Below are 18,880 nucleotides of genomic sequence, written 5' to 3'. Positions count from 1 at the left end.
GCCCTCCATGAAAAATACCCAAGTCGTCAAGAAAACAGGTTCCGGCGCTCTTCTGGCCGGGGGTATCACCGCACTACTGGCGTCGACCTGTTGCCTTGGTCCCCTGGTCTTGGTCGCCCTTGGGTTCAGTGGCGCCTGGATCGGCAACCTGACTGTGCTTGAGCCGTACCGCCCGTACTTTATCGGTGCAGCGCTGATCGCGATGGTCTTCGCCTGGCGACGCATCTACCGGCCTGCTACGGCGTGCGCGCCTGGTGACGTCTGCGCTGTGCCGCAGGTCAGGACCACCTACAAAGTCTTGTTCTGGATCGTCGCAGCCCTGGTGCTCGTGGCGCTGACCTTTCCCTATCTCGCCACGCTGTTTTACTGACCCGTCGGAGGATCCACCCATGAAGAAACTTGCCGCTCTCATCGTCCTTGCCACCGCCATTTCCGCGCCTGCCTGGGCGGCTACGAAGACCGCCACCCTGTCGGTGTCCGGTATGACGTGTGCCGCATGTCCCATCACCGTCAAGAAAGCGCTGTCCCAGGTTCCCGGTGTCGAAAAGACCGAGATCCTGTTCGACAAGAAGGAAGCCGTTGTGACCTTCGATGATGCCAAGACCAGCACCCGGGCACTCGTCAGCGCCACGACGGATGCGGGCTACCCCTCCACCGTTAAGAATTGAAGCGCCCGAGGTCATTCCCATGTCTCTCACTCCACTCACACGCACCGCCGACAAAGCGGGCGTAATCGGGGCCATCGTCACAGCGATGGGATGCGCTGCTTGCTTTCCTGCACTCGCCAGCCTGGGCGCCGCGATCGGATTGGGCTTTCTGAGCCAGTACGAGGGCGTATTCATCCATTACTTGCTGCCACTGTTTGCGATGGTCGCCTTGCTTGCCAACGGGATCGCCGGCTTCCGTCATCGGCAGTGGTTACGCATGGCCCTTGGCGTGATCGGACCGGTCTTGGTGCTGATCGGGGCCTTGCGCATGGCGGCGTGGCTGCTCTATCCCGGGCTGGTCTTGATGGTCGCGGTATCCATCTGGGATCTGGTATCGCCGCCGGGAAAGGGGCACCGCGGTGCGAAGCGAGACGACGCCTGCTGTTGAACACTCACCCCACCTTCCGCGGGTGGAGATGTGGGATCAAACCCCGTGGAGTACCGGCGTTCGTTGGATCACCCTATCGGAGATGACACCCATGAAAGCATGGCTGAGTGCCAAGAAAACCGACCTCATCACGGCCGCGATCGTCATCGGCATCGTGCTTTTGTTGATCGTCGTGGTGCCCTATTGCTGCTAACGGAAGGTGCCGTCACTGCGATGGTTGATGGGGCCCTCTATTGATTCAACGGTGTGCCGCTCTGCTTCGAACCGAAGCGACACGCGTTCATTTGCCAGGAACATCATGAACGAACAAACCCTCTCTGTGATCGGCATGACGTGCGCCGATTGCGCCCGACATGTTGAAAAAGCGCTCCGGGCGTTGCCTGACGTCGTCGCCGCTGACGTCGCCTACCCGCAAAATGTGGCGCACGTCCGTAGTACCCAGCCATTGACGGTGGAGCAACTCAACGCGGGTCTGCCGCAAAACTACCGGATCGCCGCCGCCTCGGCACCGCAAGCCGACACACTCGCGCGCAAGTCCTCCATGCTCGACCAGGCCTTGGGCTCGCTGGGTGGTTGGTTCAAGCCGCGTGGCGATGTCGACCGCACGCCCACCGCTTCGGAGCAGCGACTGCACGTTGCTGTCATCGGCACGGGCGGCGGGGCCATGGCGGCAGCGCTGAAGGCCGTTGAACTCGGCGCCCGGGTGACCGTCATCGAGCGCGGAACCGTCGGTGGTACCTGCGTCAATATCGGCTGCGTGCCGTCGAAGATCATGATCCGCGCCGCGCACGTGGCCCACCTGCGTCGAAGCAGTCCGTTCGATGACGGCATCTCCAGTACGGGGCCGGTGGTTCGGCGTGACCGACTGCTCGCCCAACAGCAAGGTCGTGTCGACGAACTGCGTCACGCCAAGTACGAGGGGATTCTCGATACCAACCCCAACATCCAGCTGCTGCGTGGCGAAGCGCGTTTCAAGGACGCACACACGCTCGTCGTCACGTCGACGACGGGGCGTGGTGAATCGGAGGTGTCTTTCGATCGCTGCCTGATCGCCACGGGTGCCCACGCGGCGGTGCCGCCCATCCCCGGCTTGAAGGACACCCCGTATTGGACGTCCACCGAGGCATTAGCCAGTGACGCGATTCCGCCGCGGCTCGCCGTCATCGGCTCGTCAGTGGTTGCGGTGGAATTGGCGCAAGCCTTCGCGCGGTTGGGCAGTCACGTCACCATCTTGGCGCGCAGCAGCTTGTTCTTTCGCGAAGATCCGGCCATCGGCGAGGCGATCACGGCGGCGTTCCGTGCCGAAGGCATCGAGGTGTTGGAGCACACCCAGGCCAGCCAAGTTGCCCATGCCAACGGTGAATTCGTGCTCACCACCGGGCACGGCGAAGTGCGTGCCGATCGGTTGCTGGTGGCCACGGGCCGGACCGCCAACACGCGTGACCTCGCGCTGGAGGCGGCGGGTGTTGCGGTGAATGCTCAAAACGCCATCGTGGTCGATCGCGGTATGCGAACCAGTGCGCCGCACATCTATGCTGCGGGCGATTGCACCGACCAGCCGCAGTTCGTCTACGTGGCGGCCGCCGCCGGTACACGTGCCGCCATCAACCTGATGGGGGGCGAGGCGACCTTGGATCTCACCACCATGCCGGCGGTGGTGTTCACGGAGCCCCAAGTCGCGACCGTAGGCCTTAGCGAGGCGGAAGCGCACCTGCAGGGTATCGAGACGGATAGCCGCACACTTTCACTCGATAACGTGCCGCGGGCGCTCGTCAATTTCGACACCCATGGCTTTATCAAGCTGGTGGCCGAAGCGGGTAGCGGCCGGCTCATCGGGGTGCAGGCGGTGACGCCGGAAGCCGGCGAGATCATCCAGGCGGCCGCACTGGCGATCCGGGCGCGCATGACCGTGCAGGAGCTTGCCGATCAGTTGTTCCCGTACCTGACGATGGTCGAGGGCCTGAAACTGGCGGCACAGACCTTCACCAAGGACGTCAAGCAACTTTCCTGCTGTGCCGGATGAGGAGACGGGGTGTTCGATGAACGCCTACACCGTGTCACAGCTGGCTAAAGACGCCGGCGTGAGCGTGCATATCGTGCGTGACTACCTGGTGCGCGGGCTGCTGCATCCGGCCGCGCGCACCGATGGAGGTTATGGCGTGTTCGACGCGAACGCCCTGCACCGGCTTTGTTTCGTGCGGTCCGCGGTCGAGGCAGGGGTCGGCCTGGACGTCGTGACGCGACTGTGCCGGTCGCTGGATGCATCGAATGCCGATAAGACGGTGATGTGCCTGGCAGAGGTAGGCGGAATCGTCGATGAGCGGCGGCAGGCATTGGTGGGGTTGGAGGCGCAATTGAGCGCGCTGCGGGCAGAGGTTGGTCGACACGAAGAGGCACGGCGATGAACGGTCACGAGCGCAAATCCATCACGGGTTACCTGTGGGCCGGGCTGGCTGTGCTGACGTGCCCGTGTCACCTCCCGATCCTGGCCGCGCTCTTGGCGGGTACGACGGCCGGCGCCTTTTTCAGTGCGCACTGGGTCATCGCGGCACTGGGGTTGATCAGCTTGTTCGGGCTATCCGTGTGGCGGGCGATACGTGCGTTTGGAGGACGCGTATGAGCGGTTTGATGCACGGCCGGCTTGAATTCGTCGAGGGCCGATCGGACGCATCCGCATGCCCTTGAGCGCCAGGTGAAAACGATCGCCATGGATTCGCGTGAACTGAACTCACCGGAGGCCATTGCCGACTTCGTGGACGCCTTTTACGCCAAGGTGAGGGTTGATGCCGCGCTTGGACCGATCTTCAAAGACGTTGACCTGCAGCAACATATACCAAAGATTCGCGCGTATTGGCGCAAGATGCTGCTCGGTGACCATGAGGGCTATCGACGCAACATGATTGCCCAGCACATGGCGCTGCACACGCGACATTCCTTGCACCACCACCACTTTCAGCGGTGGTTGGCGTTATTTGTGGCAACCGTGGACGAGCAATTCCGCGGGCACGCCGCCATCCAGGCCAAGCGCCTTGCGTCCACGATCGCTGTCAACCTCGAAGCGCTGCTCGACGTCCGTCGGAAGTAAAGGAGCATGGCATGAACCCAAATGAGAGTTTCGACCTGATCGTGATCGGGGCCGGTACCGGCGGTACGGGCGTCGCCCGCATGGCTGCGGCGGCAGGCTGGAAGGTCGCCGTGGTCGATAGCTTGCCTTATGGCGGTACGTGCGCCTTACGCGGGTGTGACCCCAAAAAAATGCTGATCGCCGTGACCGAGGGCGTCGACTGGGCGCGCAACTTGAAAGGCAAGGGGCTTCGGGCGCAAACCGCTGTCGATTGGCCCGACATGATCGCTTTCAAGCGCAGCTTTACCGACCTCATGTCAGGTCGGATCGAAGCCGGGATGCAGCGGGCCGGTGTCGTTCCCCTGCATGGCCAGGCCCGCTTCACCGGACCAAACACGATTGAAGTGAATGGCGAACTCCTGACCGCTCGGCATTTTCACCTTGCCACCGGCGCCCGGCCGATGACCTTGAATATCCCGGGCGAAAACCTGCTGATCACCAGCACCGACTTCCTCGAATTGCCGGAGCGGCCGGACAGGGTCGTCTTCGTCGGCGGCGGATTCATCGCGATGGAATTTGCCCACATCTGCAAACGCGCCGGCTCAAGGGACGTCACGGTACTAGAAATGATGAAGCGCCCGTTGGGCAATTTCGACCCCGACATGGTCGGCATGCTTTCCGAAGCGACCGCCGATCTGGGCATCGACCTGCGGACCGAGGCCAGGGTGTTGACGATCGAGCAGGACGGCGCCGGGTTCATCGTGACCTATGAAACGCCGCAAGGCACCCAGACCATTGCCTGCGACAGGGTGGTGCATGCCACCGGGCGCGTGCCCAACATCGAGCATCTCAACCTGGACGCCGCGGGCGTGGCCTACGGCCGTAAGGGCATCCAAGTCAGTCCCTTCATGCGCACGACCAACCCGGCGATCTTCGCGGCCGGCGACTGCGCGGACAGCGGCCCCAATCTCACCCCGGTCTCGGCCAACGAGGGCCGGATCGCGGGCAAGAACCTGCTCGCCGGAAAAGACGAGCGCGCGATCCACTACCCGCCGATCCCCAGCGTCGTCTTCACGCTTCCGCCCGTGGCGTCCGTCGGGCTGTCCGAAGACGCGGCACGCGAGCAGGGGCTGGACTTTGACGCGCATTTCGAGATAACCGCGCAGTGGTATTCCTCCCTGCGCGTGGGCGCGCGACACAGCGCCTACAAGGTGTTGGTCGAGAAAGGCAGCGGGAACATCCTGGGCGCGCATCTGATCGGCCCCGGCGCCGAGGAACAGATCAATCTGCTCGCCATGGCCATGGGCGCTGGACTGACGGCGAACAAGCTCAAGGGCATCATCTTTGCCTATCCCAGCTATGCCTCGGACATCAGTTCGATGGTGTAGCAGGCGCGCCAAGCAAAAAGTCCGCACGGCGTGTAGCTTTCCTGACGTGACCTAGTGCAGCACCTCAACCCACGCGAGGCGCATAACGAACTCGTCAAGACAAGGGCAGCCTTCGCGTTTCCTCTCATGCATCGAAGAGTCCAAGCCAGCACACCCTCTGCCATGCATTTAGCGCAACCCCCATCGCCTCGTGCCGGTACCGCCCGGTTGTTTTCGGTGCTCACCCTGGATGGGGACGGCGCCCGCGGTTATTTGACACTCAAGATTCTCGAATGCGTCGAAGCGTATTTGAATACGCTGACTGATAACGCGCTGCCGCTGGGGGCGCGTTTCGACCTCATCTGTGGTACGTCGACGGGCGGGATCATCGCACTGGCGCTGGCACTGGGCCGACCGGTGAGCGAGATATCCGCCCTGTATGAAAGACACGTGCCGCGCATCTTCGGTTCAACGATGCGGCGCTTCGGGTGGATGAGAAATTTCCGCCCCCGTTACCGCAGCGACGCCTTACGCGAGGCGATGCATGCGTTCTTCGGCGACCTCACCTTAGGCGCGGTGCAGACGGATGTCTGCGTCACCGCGGCCTCGCTGACCAATGCACGACCCCATCTCTTCCGCAGCGATTACGCGAAGCCAGGCCCATGGCGTGGCGAAGATCGTCTCGCCGATCTGGCATTAGCCACCTCGGCGGCGCCAACCTTCTTCGCCGCCCACGCGACGGAACGCCTGAGCGATCTCGTCGATGGTGGGCTCTACGCCAACAACCCCGCGCTACTCGGTGTGGTGGAGGCGTTCCAGTTCAGCCGCCCGAGTCGGCGCGGTATCGCGCCGCCTCACGACCTTGGTGCCACGTGCCTGGCACAACTGGCCGTATTGTCGATAGGCACCGGTGAGCAATGTGCCATGCCCTATACCCCAGAACGCTTGCGTAACGGCGGTTTGCTGGCCTGGGGTGCGCACTTCCACAACGTCATCGACGAAAGCCAGTCGCAGTACACCAATCTGTTGGCGGCGGGCCTGCTGGGTACCGCCTACCACCGCATCAACCCGCGTCTGGATTTTCCGATGGCCATGGATGACGTGCGTCGTTTGCCCGCACTGAAAAACCTGGCGGAATTGTCCGTGTCGGATGAGGAATTTTTACGCACCCGCATGGCCATCTTTTGAATCGGGTCATCGGATGCGCCAGGCGGGGTGATGTTTGTGCGCGGATAGCCCGCGTGGAGCACGCGCCGGCGGTCATGACGCATCGTCGCCCGAAACCGATGAGGGGGACGATGCGTGCGACGCATGCAGGATGCCATCGTCGAGCAGGCGCGCCGCGGGATTGTCGGTCACGCCACCGGCCTGGAAGTACCCGATTACGCTGCCCACCGCGCGGTGCTCGGTCATGGCCATCAACGCCGGCAGCGCGATGCCTTGGCGGCCGCCTTCGGTGACAAAGCCCGAGCGCAGACTGTGCCCGCCGAAGTCCCCCTCCAACCCAGCCATCGCGGCGCGGCGTTGCACGATGGCTGCGACCGAGGCGGGTGAGAGGCCGCCACCAATGCGGTGCCGCCACAGCCGACGGAAGATCGGGCCGTCCGTGAGCTGAGCCGCCGCCAGCCAAGCGGCCAGTGCGTCGGCCGCGGGACCCAGGATGGGCTTGTCGGGCGTGGCGGTGACGCTCGGTCCGGCCTGTTGGGTCTTACTGTGCCCCAGGTGGTACACGAACGCGCGCTCGCCGACCCGGCGCAGATCGCTCAGGTCCGCGGCGGCCACTTCACTGCGTCGGCGCCCGCCGCTGGCGAACGCGAACAGCAGCAGCGCGCGATCGCGCACCCCGGTCAGGGAGGCATCGCAGGTGGCCAGCAGCGCGGCCAGCTCGGGCTGGGTGATCGCGGTCTTCTTGGTGGGGCGGTCGCCGCGTTTGACCGCGGCGCGGCGGGCGCGGGCCAGCAGGTGACGGACGGCCGGCTGCTCGCACGGGTTGGCCACGCGACGCCACTGGTGCGCTTTGGACAGCACGGCGATCCGATGGCTGATCGTACTCAACTTCAGCGGCCCCAGGCGTTGTTTGAGGCCGGCCTCGACCAGTGCGGCATCCAGTGCGGGCGGCAGCTCCCAGGTGAGCGCCGATTCGCTCCGACGGGCCAGGTGGTCGACGATGAACTGGATCACCACCGCCTCGGGCAATGGCAGGGCAAACGGCTGGCCGTAGCGGCCCTGATACCAGGCGGCGCAGTAGCGCAGCGCGCTGGCATAACTGCGCGCGGTGTTCGCCGACGCCGCTTCGGCCAGGATGTCGCGCACGGCCGCCGCCGCTTCCGTGGCCAATTGCTCCGGCGGAGCGATAGGAGGCAGGGTGGGAAGTCGCAAATCGCTGTTTCTTTTCATATGTAGTATGTAAGATAAGTAACGATTAGAAAGGCCTACTTGCGATAACGATCTATTATCGCTTGTATAGCACCAAACCCGGTCACGCCGCACAGAGGAAAGCTTCGCCATGGCCAAAGGCATCACCGAAGCGCAGGTTCACGCCGCCGCCGACGCCCTCGTGGCCGCCGGCGAGCGCCCCACGGTGGAGCGGATCCGCGCCCACCTCGGTACCGGCTCGCCGAACACCGTCACCCGGCTACTCGATTCGTGGTGGCAGGCGCTGGGCGCCCGATTGACCGCACAGCAGGCGATGGCATCGATCCCCGACGTCCCCGCCGGAATCGCCACCCTGGCGGAACAATGGTGGGCACAGGCGTGGCAGCAGGCGCGCGAGGCCGTGCATGCCGACCTTGCCCGTGAGCGGCAACAACTCGCCGACGATCGCGTGGCGCTTGATCGTGAACGAGAGACCCTTCAACAGGCGCACGCGCAACTCCAGCAAGCGCTCGCGCAGGCGCAGCAGGCCGAAACGGCCATGGCGGCACGCTTGGCCGATATTCAACGGCTCGTCGAGCAGCAAGCCGCACAACTGGCGGATCTGACCCAGCAGCGGGAAGCGCTGGAAGCGCGTAACGGGCGACTGGAAGCGGAGTACCTCAGCGTCACAGCGCGCCTGCAGGCCCAGGAAGCCACCGCGGCCGCCGAACGCGAATCGCTGGCCCAGCAACTGCGCGCCGCGGAAGATCATGGCCACGCCGAGGTGGATCGCGCCCGCCAGGAGAGCAAGGGATGGCGCACCCGGCTGACCGCTGTGGAGAAGGAACGTGCTGCCGAGCGCGAGAAGCATCGGCACGAACTGACCACCGTCCGCGCCAGTTTGACCACGGCGCAGCAAGACGTGGCGGCGTACCGGGCGCGTGTCGAGACGCTGGAGCGCCAATGGGCCACGTTGGGCGATCTGCCCGCGATCCTTCGGGCCCAAGGTCAGGCCACGAAGGTTAAGCGCCCAGGAGCGGCCAAGAAGGCCGCAAAATCGGCCAGGCCTCGCACGCGTTCCTCCCGTTGACGATGCCGGCCCCGCCGAGTCAATCCGACCCACCGCAAGGTCGAAGTGTCACTATTTGCAGCAAAATCATCGCGGACCACCGCCGATCAGCCCGAATTAGGGTCTCAAAAAGGGGTAACAGCAACTCTTTGATTGAAATGATATTTGCTAAACTCGCAAGATCTTTTTATTAATACAATCAATGTGTTGCCGAATGGCGCGAAGCGTTACTTTTTGCACCTAAAACAAGGCAGCACCGTCACCTGATCTTGCTGTTCGGTTGCCCATGATCTGAAGCGCACCTCGCTATGGCGCAGGTGCGCTTTTTCGTATCCGGGGACAGCGCGGAGCCGACGACACCCTGATGCGCAAGCCATGGCGTAATCAGCGCCGCTACAGTTGCGCGTCGATGGCGCGCAAGGGAAAAATGGCGCCATGTCATCATCACGCGCCGAACTCGAAAGCAGCATCGCCAGCCTCGCGGCCCGGCTGCCGGCGCTCCGAGCCGAATACCCTGACAACGGCGACCTGATGATGGCCTTCGCCGGCGAGGCCGACGTCGTGCAGGACGCCGCGGGACCGGCCGACGAAGCCTGGGTGCACGAGCGACTGTCGGCCCTTTTATCCGAAGCGATCGGCGAGGCCTAGCCGGCGAACGGCCGGGATCTCGCTGTATCGGGTGGAATTTTCGCCACAAGAAAAGTGGCGCTTGTCCGATCACGTGAGCGTATTGTCGAGATGCTCAGGCAAGCTGCCGATAATCACCTTCTGTAAGTCGTCCGACCACGTGAAGTACAGACGAAAACCGCGGCGGCGATCGCGCGAGCTGGATCCACTCACGTGCTGGTCCAGGGTATAACGCCTCCCCTGATACGTGGTCTGGTACTGCCCCTTCAGCTTGGCGTTGTTCAGCGCTTCGCCTGCGGGGCTGATTTCAACGTACAACTTCTTCTGCGCCTCCACGAGATCGAGGCGCGCTTCCTCCGACCCGGTGGTCTTTACCGTCCAGTACTGGTTGCCTAGCAGGGCGATCGTCTCGGCGACGAGAGGTATGTTCTCGAACACCGACGCGCGGGCGGCGCGCATCGCGCCCGCGGTCAAGACCACCCGATCCTGGAATTGCTCCACCGTCCATCGCTCCAACGCGGCCCAAGTTTCCGGAAGCGGCACGTCGTTGACGGCGGCACGCTGCGCGGCCTGCAGCTGGTCGATCCGCTCCGAGGCGATCATCAGCTTCGCCAACGCGCTGCGCAGCTGCTCTTCGGTCTCCTCGGCGCGATTCTGTTGCTCGGCGGCGAGTTCTTCGGCGGCGGCTACGTCGCCTTCGGCCGCCGCCAGGGCCGCGCGGAGGCTCGCGATCTCGTCGACGACTTCCTCGCTGGCACTGGTCAGGCGTTCGCGTTCTTGGCGTCGCCGCTCGCGCGCGATCAGCTGCCGGATATGCGCAAAGGAGGGCACGTCAATCTCGGCGTCGTCGACCGACACCGAAACCACTGCGCAGGCGTCCTCCAGTTGGCCCACAGCGTCCCGGCCTGGCCAGCTTTCGGGCGGAAGGACGGGACAGCTCGCGCTGGCAAGATCCGCGTCGAACTGGCGACCGTAGAGGCGCACTCCGTTGCGGGGGATCACGCCTGCCGGACCGAGCGCGTGCGCGAGCCGCTGCGCTCCGCCGGTGTCGATCATCACCACGCGAGCAATGCCGGCGACCCTCTTGGCCAGGGTCGCCGCCGAGATCGCCGCCCGTGAGCGCGCGGTGGCCGTGTGAATGATGACCAGCGCGATGGTCCGGTGGCGGTCGCTAATCAACCCGACAAGATGGCGCACGTCGGCGTCGCTGGCGACGAACTCAGCCGTGCCGTTGCCCGGTGTTCCGTCCGCGAGGAACTCCAGCTTGCTGTTCATCAGGCGGACCAGGCCTGGAACAGAGGGTTTGACCTGTGGTTCCACCCCGCGCTGGACAAGCACGCTCAGACGGGTGCCGACGACAACCTCCTTCGCAGTGAGCGCCAGGACGAACTCCACGCGCCAATGGCGTCCCGGCAGCTGGCCACAAGGCTCATCCAGGCGCATCGCCACATGGCTGCCATCCGTCTCCCACCAGCACTGCTTGGCGCCGGTGTCGGTCCCGACCTCCCATGACGATCGCTCGCGCCAGTCCGCCGGCACAGCGACGCCCTTGCGACCACGCAGCCACTCGATCACCTGGTCGATCGCAACTTTGCGGACCGCGCCCGGCTTCTTGCTGCCCGAGCGCAGCGTCCCCTGGACCTGGGAGACGGCGACATAGCGGGTCGATGAGGCGACGATCGTCGTGTCGGCCACATCGAGGTGGCGCGGTGGTGGTGGCGGTGCCGCATCGTGCGGCGCCGCAGAGAGGCCATCACCACCTGGCTCCTCATCCGGCGGGATCGCCGGTAACACCGGCAGGGCGGTGGTCGAGTCGAGCTGGACCTTCGGCGGCGCCAGCGTGGCGGGCGGCGTCAATGCCTCGGCGCCATCCTCGGTAGCAGGCGCGGGGCCGCTTTCGACCCTGGCGACATGCGGGACGTCCCGTTCCCTTGCCACCGTAGGAAATGGCTCAACCAGGCTAATTTTGCCCAACCCCCAAAAATGTAAAGCGCGTCTTTCGATGTTCTAATGTTGCCGGCGTTTTCGAGGCGGTGCGGGTGTCTGAGTTAACCGAGCTTCTGCGGCTTTCGCCCGGGCTTCGAGCGACTGCACCGCCGTGCCCATCCCTTCCAATTGCCCGCGAACTGCGGCCAACTCGATGACCATCCGATCCCGCTCTGCGACAGTAGTGGCCAGTGCTTCAAGGCGGATATCACGCTCAGCCAACTCGCGACGATGGCGCCCTGCATCCAAGCGTAGCTCCGCCAAGCTGGCCTGCTGCTGTTCCAGTCGCTCTCGCGCTTTGGTCAGCTGGTTTTCCGCGCGCCGCTGGCCTTCGCGTGCGGCGTCGATCTCCTGCAGCATGCGTGCTTGCGCGATCTCCAGTCGCTCATTCGCTTTATCGCGTTCGATCTGGAAAGCCGCATCTCGGCTCGCGATCGCGGCTTGGAATTCCTCGGCCTGTTCGGTTTGAGCTTGACGGATACGTTCGATCTGTTCAGCCGTCTCGGTCTGCAAGGTGATGAACCTTTGTTGCAGCGCCTGCCCATCCTGCAGAGCTTGGTTCTTCGCACCCATCTCGGTCTCCACGCGCGCTTGCTGCGCGGCAACTTCATGTCGAAGTGTTTCGCACTGTTCGGTCAGTGCTGTCGCCATCTCCATGGCATCGGCGCGCGTTTGCAGGGCTGCATTCCGCTGCTGCTCGGCCTCCGCCAAAGCGGTCTCCAAGGCGCCCCGCTGTTCGGCAAATACCGCTTCGCCCTGCTCGACAGCGGACACCCACAGGGTGCGCATCGCATCGGCCACAGCGGCCGGGAGATCGGCGCCGAGGGCGTCCGCTTTTGTACGTTCGTCCTTCCACAGCTTCAACTCGTCATTGATCGTCGTGCGGCTGCCCTGCTGGATGGCCGTATAGATCTGGTCGACCGTGATTTCGTGGGGTCGTTTGCCGCCGACAACGAGCTGGGCAGCGGCTTCGCGGGTACGTTGGCGGGTATCACTGACACGGCTCATGGGCATTCTCAGTTGCTGGCGGGTCAATTTCGCAGGATATGAATCATGTATATCACGGTATTACGTTATATGTGTAATGATGAAATCAGGAAATTTATGATAATCCCTATAATCGAAAGTAATTCAGCAGTACGCTGGTGGTCCCGCGGCATTGGACATCGGAAAGCATGACTGAACATCCTTTGAGCCTCGCCGTACCCCAGGCCCTGCCTCCTGTCCTGTCGGGATGCGCCGGAACCAACCGTGCTCCGGCGAACGTGGCCCGACAGATTGCGGCCAATGACGACGTGGCGGCGATCGGCCTGTGGCTGGCGGAATATCACGACTCGCCCCATACCTTTCGCAGCTACCGCAAGGAGGCAGAACGGCTGCTGCTCTGGGCCACGCAAATACGTGGCAAGCCGGTGTCGAGCCTCACCCGCGAGGATGTGATCGCCTACGAAGCATTTCTCTGCCATCCGCCCGCCACTTGGTGCGACGACAGTCTGGCCCGTCGTGGTGAGCATCGGCGCCTGTTCACGGGACCATTGGCCGAGCGCAGCCGACGTCAGGCCTTGGGCATCCTCGCAGGGCTGTTCAACTATCTCGTACGCGCCGGCTATCTCGCCGGCAGTCCGTTTGTGCTGCAGCGGCGACGGGCGCGTCGCGGGATGCCCCGTGCTATCGAGCGCTATCTGGACCGATCCCTTTGGGACGACGTGCTTCACAGCATCGACGGTTGGCCACGGTCGACGAACCGGGATTGCCAACGCTACGAACGCGCTCGTTGGGTACTGCGTTTCCTGTACGAAACGGCTTTACGGGCTTCCGAGGCCGCCGCGGCCTGCGAGAGCGATTTCCAGCGCGTTCGTGGTCGGTGGTGGCTCCATGTCGTGGGCAAAGGCGGCGTCGAGGGTCAGATCCCCCTCAGCGACCATCTCATGGAGGATTTCGCGCGCTATCGCGGCTTCCATGGGTTGCCGCCCGCGCCGGCCGACAATGGCAAGATACCGGCCATTCTGGGGATCGCCGGCCGCGCTTCTGCGCTCACTCCCACGGCGATCTATCAGATCGTCAAGGCCACCTTCCGGCATGTTGCGGATACGCTCCAAAAGGAAGATGCCGCCAAAGCCTCCCGAGTGCGGCGGGCGTCGACTCATTGGCTACGGCATACGGCCGCCACGCATCAGGCCGAAGACGGAACACCGATCCACCACATCCAGCAGAATCTTCGCCACAGCTCGATCGGCACGACATCGATTTACCTCCACGCAGAAGAAGATTCACGGCATGCAAGCACAACGAGAACGCGAGCCGACGCCTCGCAGCAAAGAGAAGGAGACCTGCCATGACTGACCCCGACGATCGTTTCGGCATGCCCGCCAGTGCTTTCAAGGCGGCCAGGGAAAGTCATGGGCTGGATAGCCCCGTTTTTCGGGCGGGCATGTATGTACCCACCCGGCATGAAGTGGCCACGTTGTCTGCCACCCAACTTTTGCCGATCGTGATCGACTGGATGTGGGAAAGTCCGTCCGAACTGATTCCAGACAATAAACAGATTGGGGAACTTCGCGCCCTGCTGGCGGCCCGTCCTGATGCGGATGAGCCGACACTGCGAGAACTCATCACCGCGTGTGATGATTATTTGAAAATTTGATAGCGTGCTTTTTTCAACCGGGTTCAGTTGGAAAATTCGTCCAAAGGGTGCGGTTGTTTAGTTCGCCTTCGGCAGGCCTTCGCGGCCGGCGGCCAATTCGCTGGCTGGCCATATGGTCAACCACACGCCACGAAACGGCTGTACATAAAGAGCTATACGTCGATCGAGAGATGTCACCGTGGCTGGGTAGCTCACGATCCATCCTCGGGGATGTGCCTTTGCCCACACTTGCACCGACTCGCCTTCGGACAGCTGCGTCATGGGCCGTGTCAATCGGCCCAGAAAGTCGAACTGACCGTCGTACGTTTCCACATTGGCGATGGGTCTGCCCTGAGCTTCGGCACGTGCCAGTAACACCGCCGCCGGCTTGAGATCGAAAGCCGGCCACCAGGTGAGCGTGAATAGACCGTTGGCGGCGACGGCACCCACAAGGCCCACCAAAGCAATGCGGTGCAACTCGCCCCTTCTTGGCAGAAGCAGGCCACCGAGCAAAATATAGAACACGCCGAACGCGCTGCTGAAAGCCCCCAGCGTGGCGAGCTGCGGATCACGGACTACCCCGCGCGCAATGAGCTGCGGAAGTGCAAACAGGGACAGACCAGCTCCCACGGACAAGAATGCCAACGGCCACGGACCGAGCCAACGGCTCCTTCCCGGAGGAGCATGTTTCCGAGCCACGGCGGCGGCGAACAGCAAGGCGAAACCCGCACATTCCGGCAACAGGTAATACGGCTGCTTGCCGCTGATCAGCGAGAACACCAGTAACACCGGACCCAGCCAAGCGAACACGAAACGCAGTCCTGGTTCGAACGGACGCCGCAGGGCCCCTAGTGCGAACCACAGCCTCGGCCATAGCGCGAACGGAAACACCAACAGCGGCAGTAGCGGCAGGTACCACCAGAGCGGTTTCGCATGCGCGAACGCTTCCACCACGCGCCCTGCCGTCTGGTGGAACAGCAATTGCTCGCGATAGGTGGGGCCACCGATCGAGGCGGCCGTGAGCGCCCACGCTAGCAGCATGCCGCATCCGGTCAGTACAGCGAGCAGACCGCCGGCGTACCACCGCCGTGATTCACGCCGCGCCCAGTCATTCCACAGTGGACCCAGTAACCAGGGAAAGGCGACGTGCAACAGCATCACCGGGCCTTTGGTAAGCAACCCCACGCCGATCGCCAGTGCGAATCCGATGAAACAAGGCGCTTCACGACGCGAGCTCGGGGCAAGACTGACCAAGGCACCAAGAACACTGGCGGCAAGCAGCACTTCGTACATGGTTTGCAGGCCGAACAAGAACGCATAGCTGAAGGCGAATAACACCCATGGAGTCGTTCGCGCGACCGCCGCGCGTTCGGGGAACAAACGATGTGCGAGCACGGTGGCAAGCACCAACTCGACAGCCCCCATCAAAACTTCGAGCACACGGGGCCAGACGTCGCCCACGCCTCCGACAGCCCATCCCACATGAATCAGCCAGAACAGCATGGGCGGTTTGTCGCTGTAAGGCGCGCCGTTGAGGGATGGCACGATGAAGCTGTGCCGATGCCACATGTCCCACGCCACCGCGAGCGTACGGGTGGAATACATCGGCATCGGGCCGTGCATGAAGATCGCGACCAACGCGACAGCCATCCACAGGGGGAGCCAGGGCCACAGCATGCGCAGCGCGTCGAAACGGTTTGAACGGAATGACATAAGACAACCAGCTAAGGATGCTCTGATTTATTCCCGATCTGCGGCATCATAGCGACAGACCTCAGGAAGCACCCGTCGATGAAGCAACGTTCCTTTGCCTCGCTCAGTTTCGAGTCCAAGAAGAAGCCGACGCGGCGGGAGAAATTTCTTGGAGAGATGGACAAGGTGGTGCCGTGGGAAGCGCTGTTGGCGTTGATCGCACCCGCCTATCCGACGTCTGGCCGACGTGGCCGACCGCCCATGCCAGCAGCGACCATGCTGCGCATCCACTTCATGCAGCAATGGTATGCGCTGAGCGATCCTGCGATGGAAGACGCGCTGTATGAGATCGAGTCAATGCGGCGCTTCGCTGGGTTGGAGTTGAACGAGGAGGCGATCCCGGATGAGACAACGATTCTCAAATTCCGCCGGTTTCTGGAACAGCACGGCTTGGCGGTTCGGATTCTCGAAACGGTGAACTCCTACCTCGGTAAACAGGGCTTGCTCTTGCGTCAGGGCACTATCGTGGATGCCACGATCATCCAGGCTCCGTCGTCGACGAAGAACCGCGACAAGCAGCGCGACCCCGAAATGCATCAGACGAAGAAAGGCCAGCAGTGGTACTTCGGCATGAAAGCGCACATCGGAGTGGACGTTGAATCGGGCTTGGTGCACACGGTGACCACCACACCAGCAAACGTGGGTGACGTGACGGAAGTAGACAAGCTGCTGCACGGCAAAGAGAAGACGGTGTACGCCGATGCCGGTTACCAGGGTGCCGAGAAGCGAGCAGCCAAGCGCGGTCGCACTTGGTACATCGCTGCCAAACGCGGCAGCGTCAAGGCGATGCCCGAAGGTGAGTTGAAGGAAGCGGTGAAGCACACCGAACACATGAAGGCAGCGGTTCGTTCCAAGGTAGAGCACCCGTTCCGGGTGGTGAAGCGCCAGTTCGGCTATCAAAAAGTGCGTTTCAAGGGACTATTCAAGAACACCGCGCAGGTACTGACGTTGTTCGCACTCTCAAATCTTTGGATGGCACGGCGAACGTTGCTGACTTCCGTAGGGGAGGTGCGCCCGTGAGGCACCCAATCATGGTGATTCGGCGCAAAACGGCACCGTGACAGTGCTGGAACTGCTCAAAAGTCATCTTTCTATGTAACAAGACCGGAAGTTTTGGCACGGCCGTCTGGACGGCTGTTTCGAACTTCATTGATCAGAGCATCCCTAATGGGAGACATGGTGCGGCGGAAAATGCGCACCAAAGTGCACTACATCGACCGAACGCATTCGGTCGATGCAATTACCGTATCAGTGGCTGTGAAACACCAGCTTTGACTGGACGACATAGGAAATCAAAGCGCCCGTGATTCCTGCAATGAGAAAGATCAGACCTCCCGACAATCCCATGGTTGTCCCCCATGCGGTGAGCCCCGAAACGAGTGCCGCATTGCCCAGCTGGAGCGCCGCATAGCGTGGGAGTGCCTGTCGCTTCGGCGCATCACTTTGAAATGTAAGCCGGCGCTGCATCCAGAATGTCGGCGGAATGGGCAGTAACGTTCCGCAGATCGCTGAAACGACCTCGCCGACGTGAAACACATAATGCAAGACCATCGAAATGCACAGATAGAGCAGGAATCCAGTACCGCCCGCGAGGAAGAAGAAAAAGGTTCGGCGGACGCCCTCATTCAAGGCGATCGATCTGATAGACATGCTTGAATAACTCATTGAGTGTTGACGCGACGAGAGAGCAGTCGCATGTTTGCTGGAGATAGCCGATTGAATAAGCACGCTGTCCATCCTTCAGATAGTTGCCGCACGCCGTGTCGGCAAGATCACCCACAACAGTACCGCGCTCACGATGGCCAGGACGCCGAACGCCCCGAACGCGGTACCTGCGGTGGACTGCTGCCAAATGACGCCGAACATCAACCCGGCAGGGATGGCTCCCAACCCCGAAATCATCGTGAACCACCCGAAGGCGGTACCGCGGTCAGCTTCCGTCGCCAAGGTGCTGACCAGCGTTTTTTCCGCGCCTTCGCCGACGCCGCTGAGCAACGCATAGACGATCACGACGATCCACAGGCCCAGGATATTTTCCACGAACGCGAACAGCAGCAAGCCCACGCCGTAGGCCAACCAGGTGAAGGTCACGACCCCGACTTTGTTGAAACGGTCGGAAACCTTTCCGGCACGCCAGGCGACCCCTGCTTGCACAGCGCACAACACGGCCCAAAGCAGAAGCACCTGGACATTGCCCATACCGATTTCGTGAGCACGTAACAGAATGAAACTCTCCGACGCACTGGCGAAGGCAAAAAGCATGAAGACGGTCAGGAAACGCCGCGATGGAACGGTCAACGCACGCCAGCGCAAAGGCGCTGGCGCCGTTCCTGGCTTGATCGTTTTCGCCGGCACATCCTTGACGAGAGTCATCAAAACCACCAGCGCGAGGGCCGCGGGAATGGCCGATAGCATGATGACCACGCTGATGCGATGGCTGATCCACAGCAATGCCGCCGCAGCGATCAGGCTGCCGCCGACCGCGCCGGCGTAATCAAAGGCGCGATTGATGCCGTACGCATACCCCCGCAATGCCGCCGGCGTGGCATCGGCCACCAACGCATCGCGGGGGGCACCACGCACCCCCTTGCCGACGCGGTCGAGACTGCGCAGCAACAGCACCATCGGCCAGTTGAGCGCCAGTCCCACGAGCGGTCGCGCGATGCTCGACAGACCATAGCCCATGATGACGAAGATCTTGCGCCGGCGCCCACGCACATCTGAGCGACGACCGGCCCACAAACGAAACCCGCTGGCGACCGCATCCGCCACGCCATCGACGAGGCCCATCGCCACCGGACCCGCACCCAACGTCGTGACCAGCAACAGCGGGATCAGCGGTGCAACGATCTGCGACGACAGTTCGTTGAGAAAGCTCACGACGCCGAGCACGATGACGGTCTTGGAAACGGTTGGCCTCATCGTTCGCGTTCAACGAACGG

Annotated in this window: 20 protein-coding genes; 14 read left to right on the top strand and 6 right to left on the bottom strand. The window is 62.7% G+C overall.

Annotated elements, in window-relative coordinates; translation table 11 throughout:
- Positions 1 to 7 precede the first annotated feature (7 nt).
- The 9 genes from merT to AC3WTD_RS01660 all read left to right on the top strand — a co-directional run bounded on the left by merT (position 8) and on the right by AC3WTD_RS01660 (position 6,714).
- Positions 8 to 370, top strand: a complete 363-nt coding sequence (merT, locus tag AC3WTD_RS01700) for a mercuric ion transporter MerT (RefSeq protein ID WP_015447708.1) — start codon at positions 8 to 10, stop codon at positions 368 to 370.
- 19 nt (positions 371 to 389) lie between these two features.
- A complete protein-coding gene (gene merP, locus AC3WTD_RS01695) occupies positions 390 to 668 on the top strand; it encodes a mercury resistance system periplasmic binding protein MerP (RefSeq protein WP_015447707.1) in 279 nt (92 codons plus the stop codon).
- A 19-nt stretch (positions 669 to 687) separates the two neighbouring features.
- A complete protein-coding gene (merC, locus tag AC3WTD_RS01690) occupies positions 688 to 1,095 on the top strand; it encodes an organomercurial transporter MerC (protein WP_015447706.1) in 408 nt (135 codons plus the stop codon).
- A 298-nt stretch (positions 1,096 to 1,393) separates the two neighbouring features.
- Positions 1,394 to 3,118, top strand: a complete 1,725-nt coding sequence (merA, locus tag AC3WTD_RS01685; protein WP_015447704.1) for a mercury(II) reductase — start codon at positions 1,394 to 1,396, stop codon at positions 3,116 to 3,118.
- A gap of 16 nt (positions 3,119 to 3,134) precedes the next feature.
- Entirely contained in the window at positions 3,135 to 3,500 is a 366-nt protein-coding gene (gene merD, locus AC3WTD_RS01680; RefSeq protein WP_008214502.1) for a mercuric resistance transcriptional repressor MerD, read from the top strand.
- Positions 3,497 to 3,715, top strand: a complete 219-nt coding sequence (gene merE / locus AC3WTD_RS01675; protein WP_008214504.1) for a broad-spectrum mercury transporter MerE — start codon at positions 3,497 to 3,499, stop codon at positions 3,713 to 3,715. Before merD ends, merE begins: the two co-directional genes overlap by 4 nt.
- Positions 3,716 to 3,787: 72 nt before the next feature.
- Positions 3,788 to 4,180 carry a group III truncated hemoglobin gene (locus AC3WTD_RS01670; protein WP_231381787.1) on the top strand — a complete coding sequence of 131 codons (393 nt, stop codon included), beginning with the start codon at positions 3,788 to 3,790 and terminating at the stop codon, positions 4,178 to 4,180.
- 11 nt (positions 4,181 to 4,191) lie between these two features.
- Entirely contained in the window at positions 4,192 to 5,547 is a 1,356-nt protein-coding gene (locus tag AC3WTD_RS01665) for a dihydrolipoyl dehydrogenase family protein (RefSeq protein WP_008214509.1), read from the top strand.
- 216 nt (positions 5,548 to 5,763) lie between these two features.
- A complete protein-coding gene (locus tag AC3WTD_RS01660) occupies positions 5,764 to 6,714 on the top strand; it encodes a CBASS cGAMP-activated phospholipase (protein ID WP_235645868.1) in 951 nt (316 codons plus the stop codon).
- Between the two features lie 72 nt (positions 6,715 to 6,786).
- Here AC3WTD_RS01660 and AC3WTD_RS01655 read toward each other — a convergent pair whose 3' ends face one another.
- Entirely contained in the window at positions 6,787 to 7,923 is a 1,137-nt protein-coding gene (locus tag AC3WTD_RS01655; protein WP_015447702.1) for a site-specific integrase, read from the bottom strand.
- 109 nt (positions 7,924 to 8,032) lie between these two features.
- Between AC3WTD_RS01655 and AC3WTD_RS01650 the strand changes: the two genes are divergently transcribed.
- Both AC3WTD_RS01650 and AC3WTD_RS01645 read left to right on the top strand, forming a co-directional pair.
- Positions 8,033 to 8,971, top strand: a complete 939-nt coding sequence (locus AC3WTD_RS01650) for a DNA-binding protein (protein WP_015447701.1) — start codon at positions 8,033 to 8,035, stop codon at positions 8,969 to 8,971.
- 414 nt (positions 8,972 to 9,385) lie between these two features.
- Complete coding sequence (locus tag AC3WTD_RS01645) at positions 9,386 to 9,598, top strand: hypothetical protein (protein WP_015447917.1); 213 nt, start codon at positions 9,386 to 9,388, stop codon at positions 9,596 to 9,598.
- Positions 9,599 to 9,667: 69 nt separating this feature from the next.
- Here AC3WTD_RS01645 and AC3WTD_RS01640 read toward each other — a convergent pair whose 3' ends face one another.
- Together AC3WTD_RS01640 and AC3WTD_RS01635 are read right to left on the bottom strand one after the other, a co-directional pair.
- On the bottom strand, positions 9,668 to 11,434 hold the full coding sequence (locus AC3WTD_RS01640) for a hypothetical protein (protein WP_157769736.1): 1,767 nt from the start codon (positions 11,432 to 11,434) through the stop codon (positions 9,668 to 9,670).
- Between the two features lie 150 nt (positions 11,435 to 11,584).
- Complete coding sequence (locus AC3WTD_RS01635) at positions 11,585 to 12,571, bottom strand: DNA-binding protein (RefSeq protein ID WP_015447915.1); 987 nt, start codon at positions 12,569 to 12,571, stop codon at positions 11,585 to 11,587.
- A 167-nt stretch (positions 12,572 to 12,738) separates the two neighbouring features.
- Between AC3WTD_RS01635 and AC3WTD_RS01630 the strand changes: the two genes are divergently transcribed.
- Both AC3WTD_RS01630 and AC3WTD_RS01625 read left to right on the top strand, forming a co-directional pair.
- Positions 12,739 to 13,902 (top strand): tyrosine-type recombinase/integrase, encoded by a 1,164-nt coding sequence (locus AC3WTD_RS01630; RefSeq protein WP_027485182.1) that lies wholly within the window; start codon positions 12,739 to 12,741, stop codon positions 13,900 to 13,902.
- Positions 13,899 to 14,207, top strand: a complete 309-nt coding sequence (locus AC3WTD_RS01625) for a hypothetical protein (protein ID WP_043795550.1) — start codon at positions 13,899 to 13,901, stop codon at positions 14,205 to 14,207. The genes AC3WTD_RS01630 and AC3WTD_RS01625 overlap by 4 nt, the downstream gene beginning before the upstream one ends.
- A gap of 57 nt (positions 14,208 to 14,264) precedes the next feature.
- On the opposite strand, the gene AC3WTD_RS01620 is transcribed toward AC3WTD_RS01625, so the two are convergent.
- Positions 14,265 to 15,899: an ArnT family glycosyltransferase gene (locus AC3WTD_RS01620; protein ID WP_027485181.1), complete on the bottom strand. Its 1,635-nt coding sequence runs from the start codon at positions 15,897 to 15,899 to the stop codon at positions 14,265 to 14,267.
- 78 nt (positions 15,900 to 15,977) lie between these two features.
- Here AC3WTD_RS01620 and AC3WTD_RS01615 point away from each other — a divergent pair, with 78 nt between their 5' ends.
- The gene (locus AC3WTD_RS01615) at positions 15,978 to 16,958 is read left to right on the top strand and encodes an IS5 family transposase (protein WP_007509076.1); all 981 of its coding nucleotides are present in this window, start codon (positions 15,978 to 15,980) and stop codon (positions 16,956 to 16,958) included.
- Positions 16,959 to 17,186: 228 nt separating this feature from the next.
- Here the strand turns inward: AC3WTD_RS01615 and AC3WTD_RS01610 are convergent, their stop codons facing one another.
- Both AC3WTD_RS01610 and AC3WTD_RS01605 read right to left on the bottom strand, forming a co-directional pair.
- A complete protein-coding gene (locus tag AC3WTD_RS01610; protein ID WP_007509079.1) occupies positions 17,187 to 17,588 on the bottom strand; it encodes a GtrA family protein in 402 nt (133 codons plus the stop codon).
- 90 nt (positions 17,589 to 17,678) lie between these two features.
- Positions 17,679 to 18,860, bottom strand: coding sequence for an MFS transporter (locus AC3WTD_RS01605; RefSeq protein WP_007509081.1), 1,182 nt, complete (start codon positions 18,858 to 18,860; stop codon positions 17,679 to 17,681).
- Positions 18,861 to 18,880: the final 20 nt, after the last annotated feature.

It is taken from the genome of Rhodanobacter sp. FW106-PBR-R2A-1-15 (assembly GCF_058789735.1).
The sequence above is the reverse complement of the archived record's forward strand: the minus strand, read 5'-3'. Positions and strand labels throughout refer to the sequence as shown.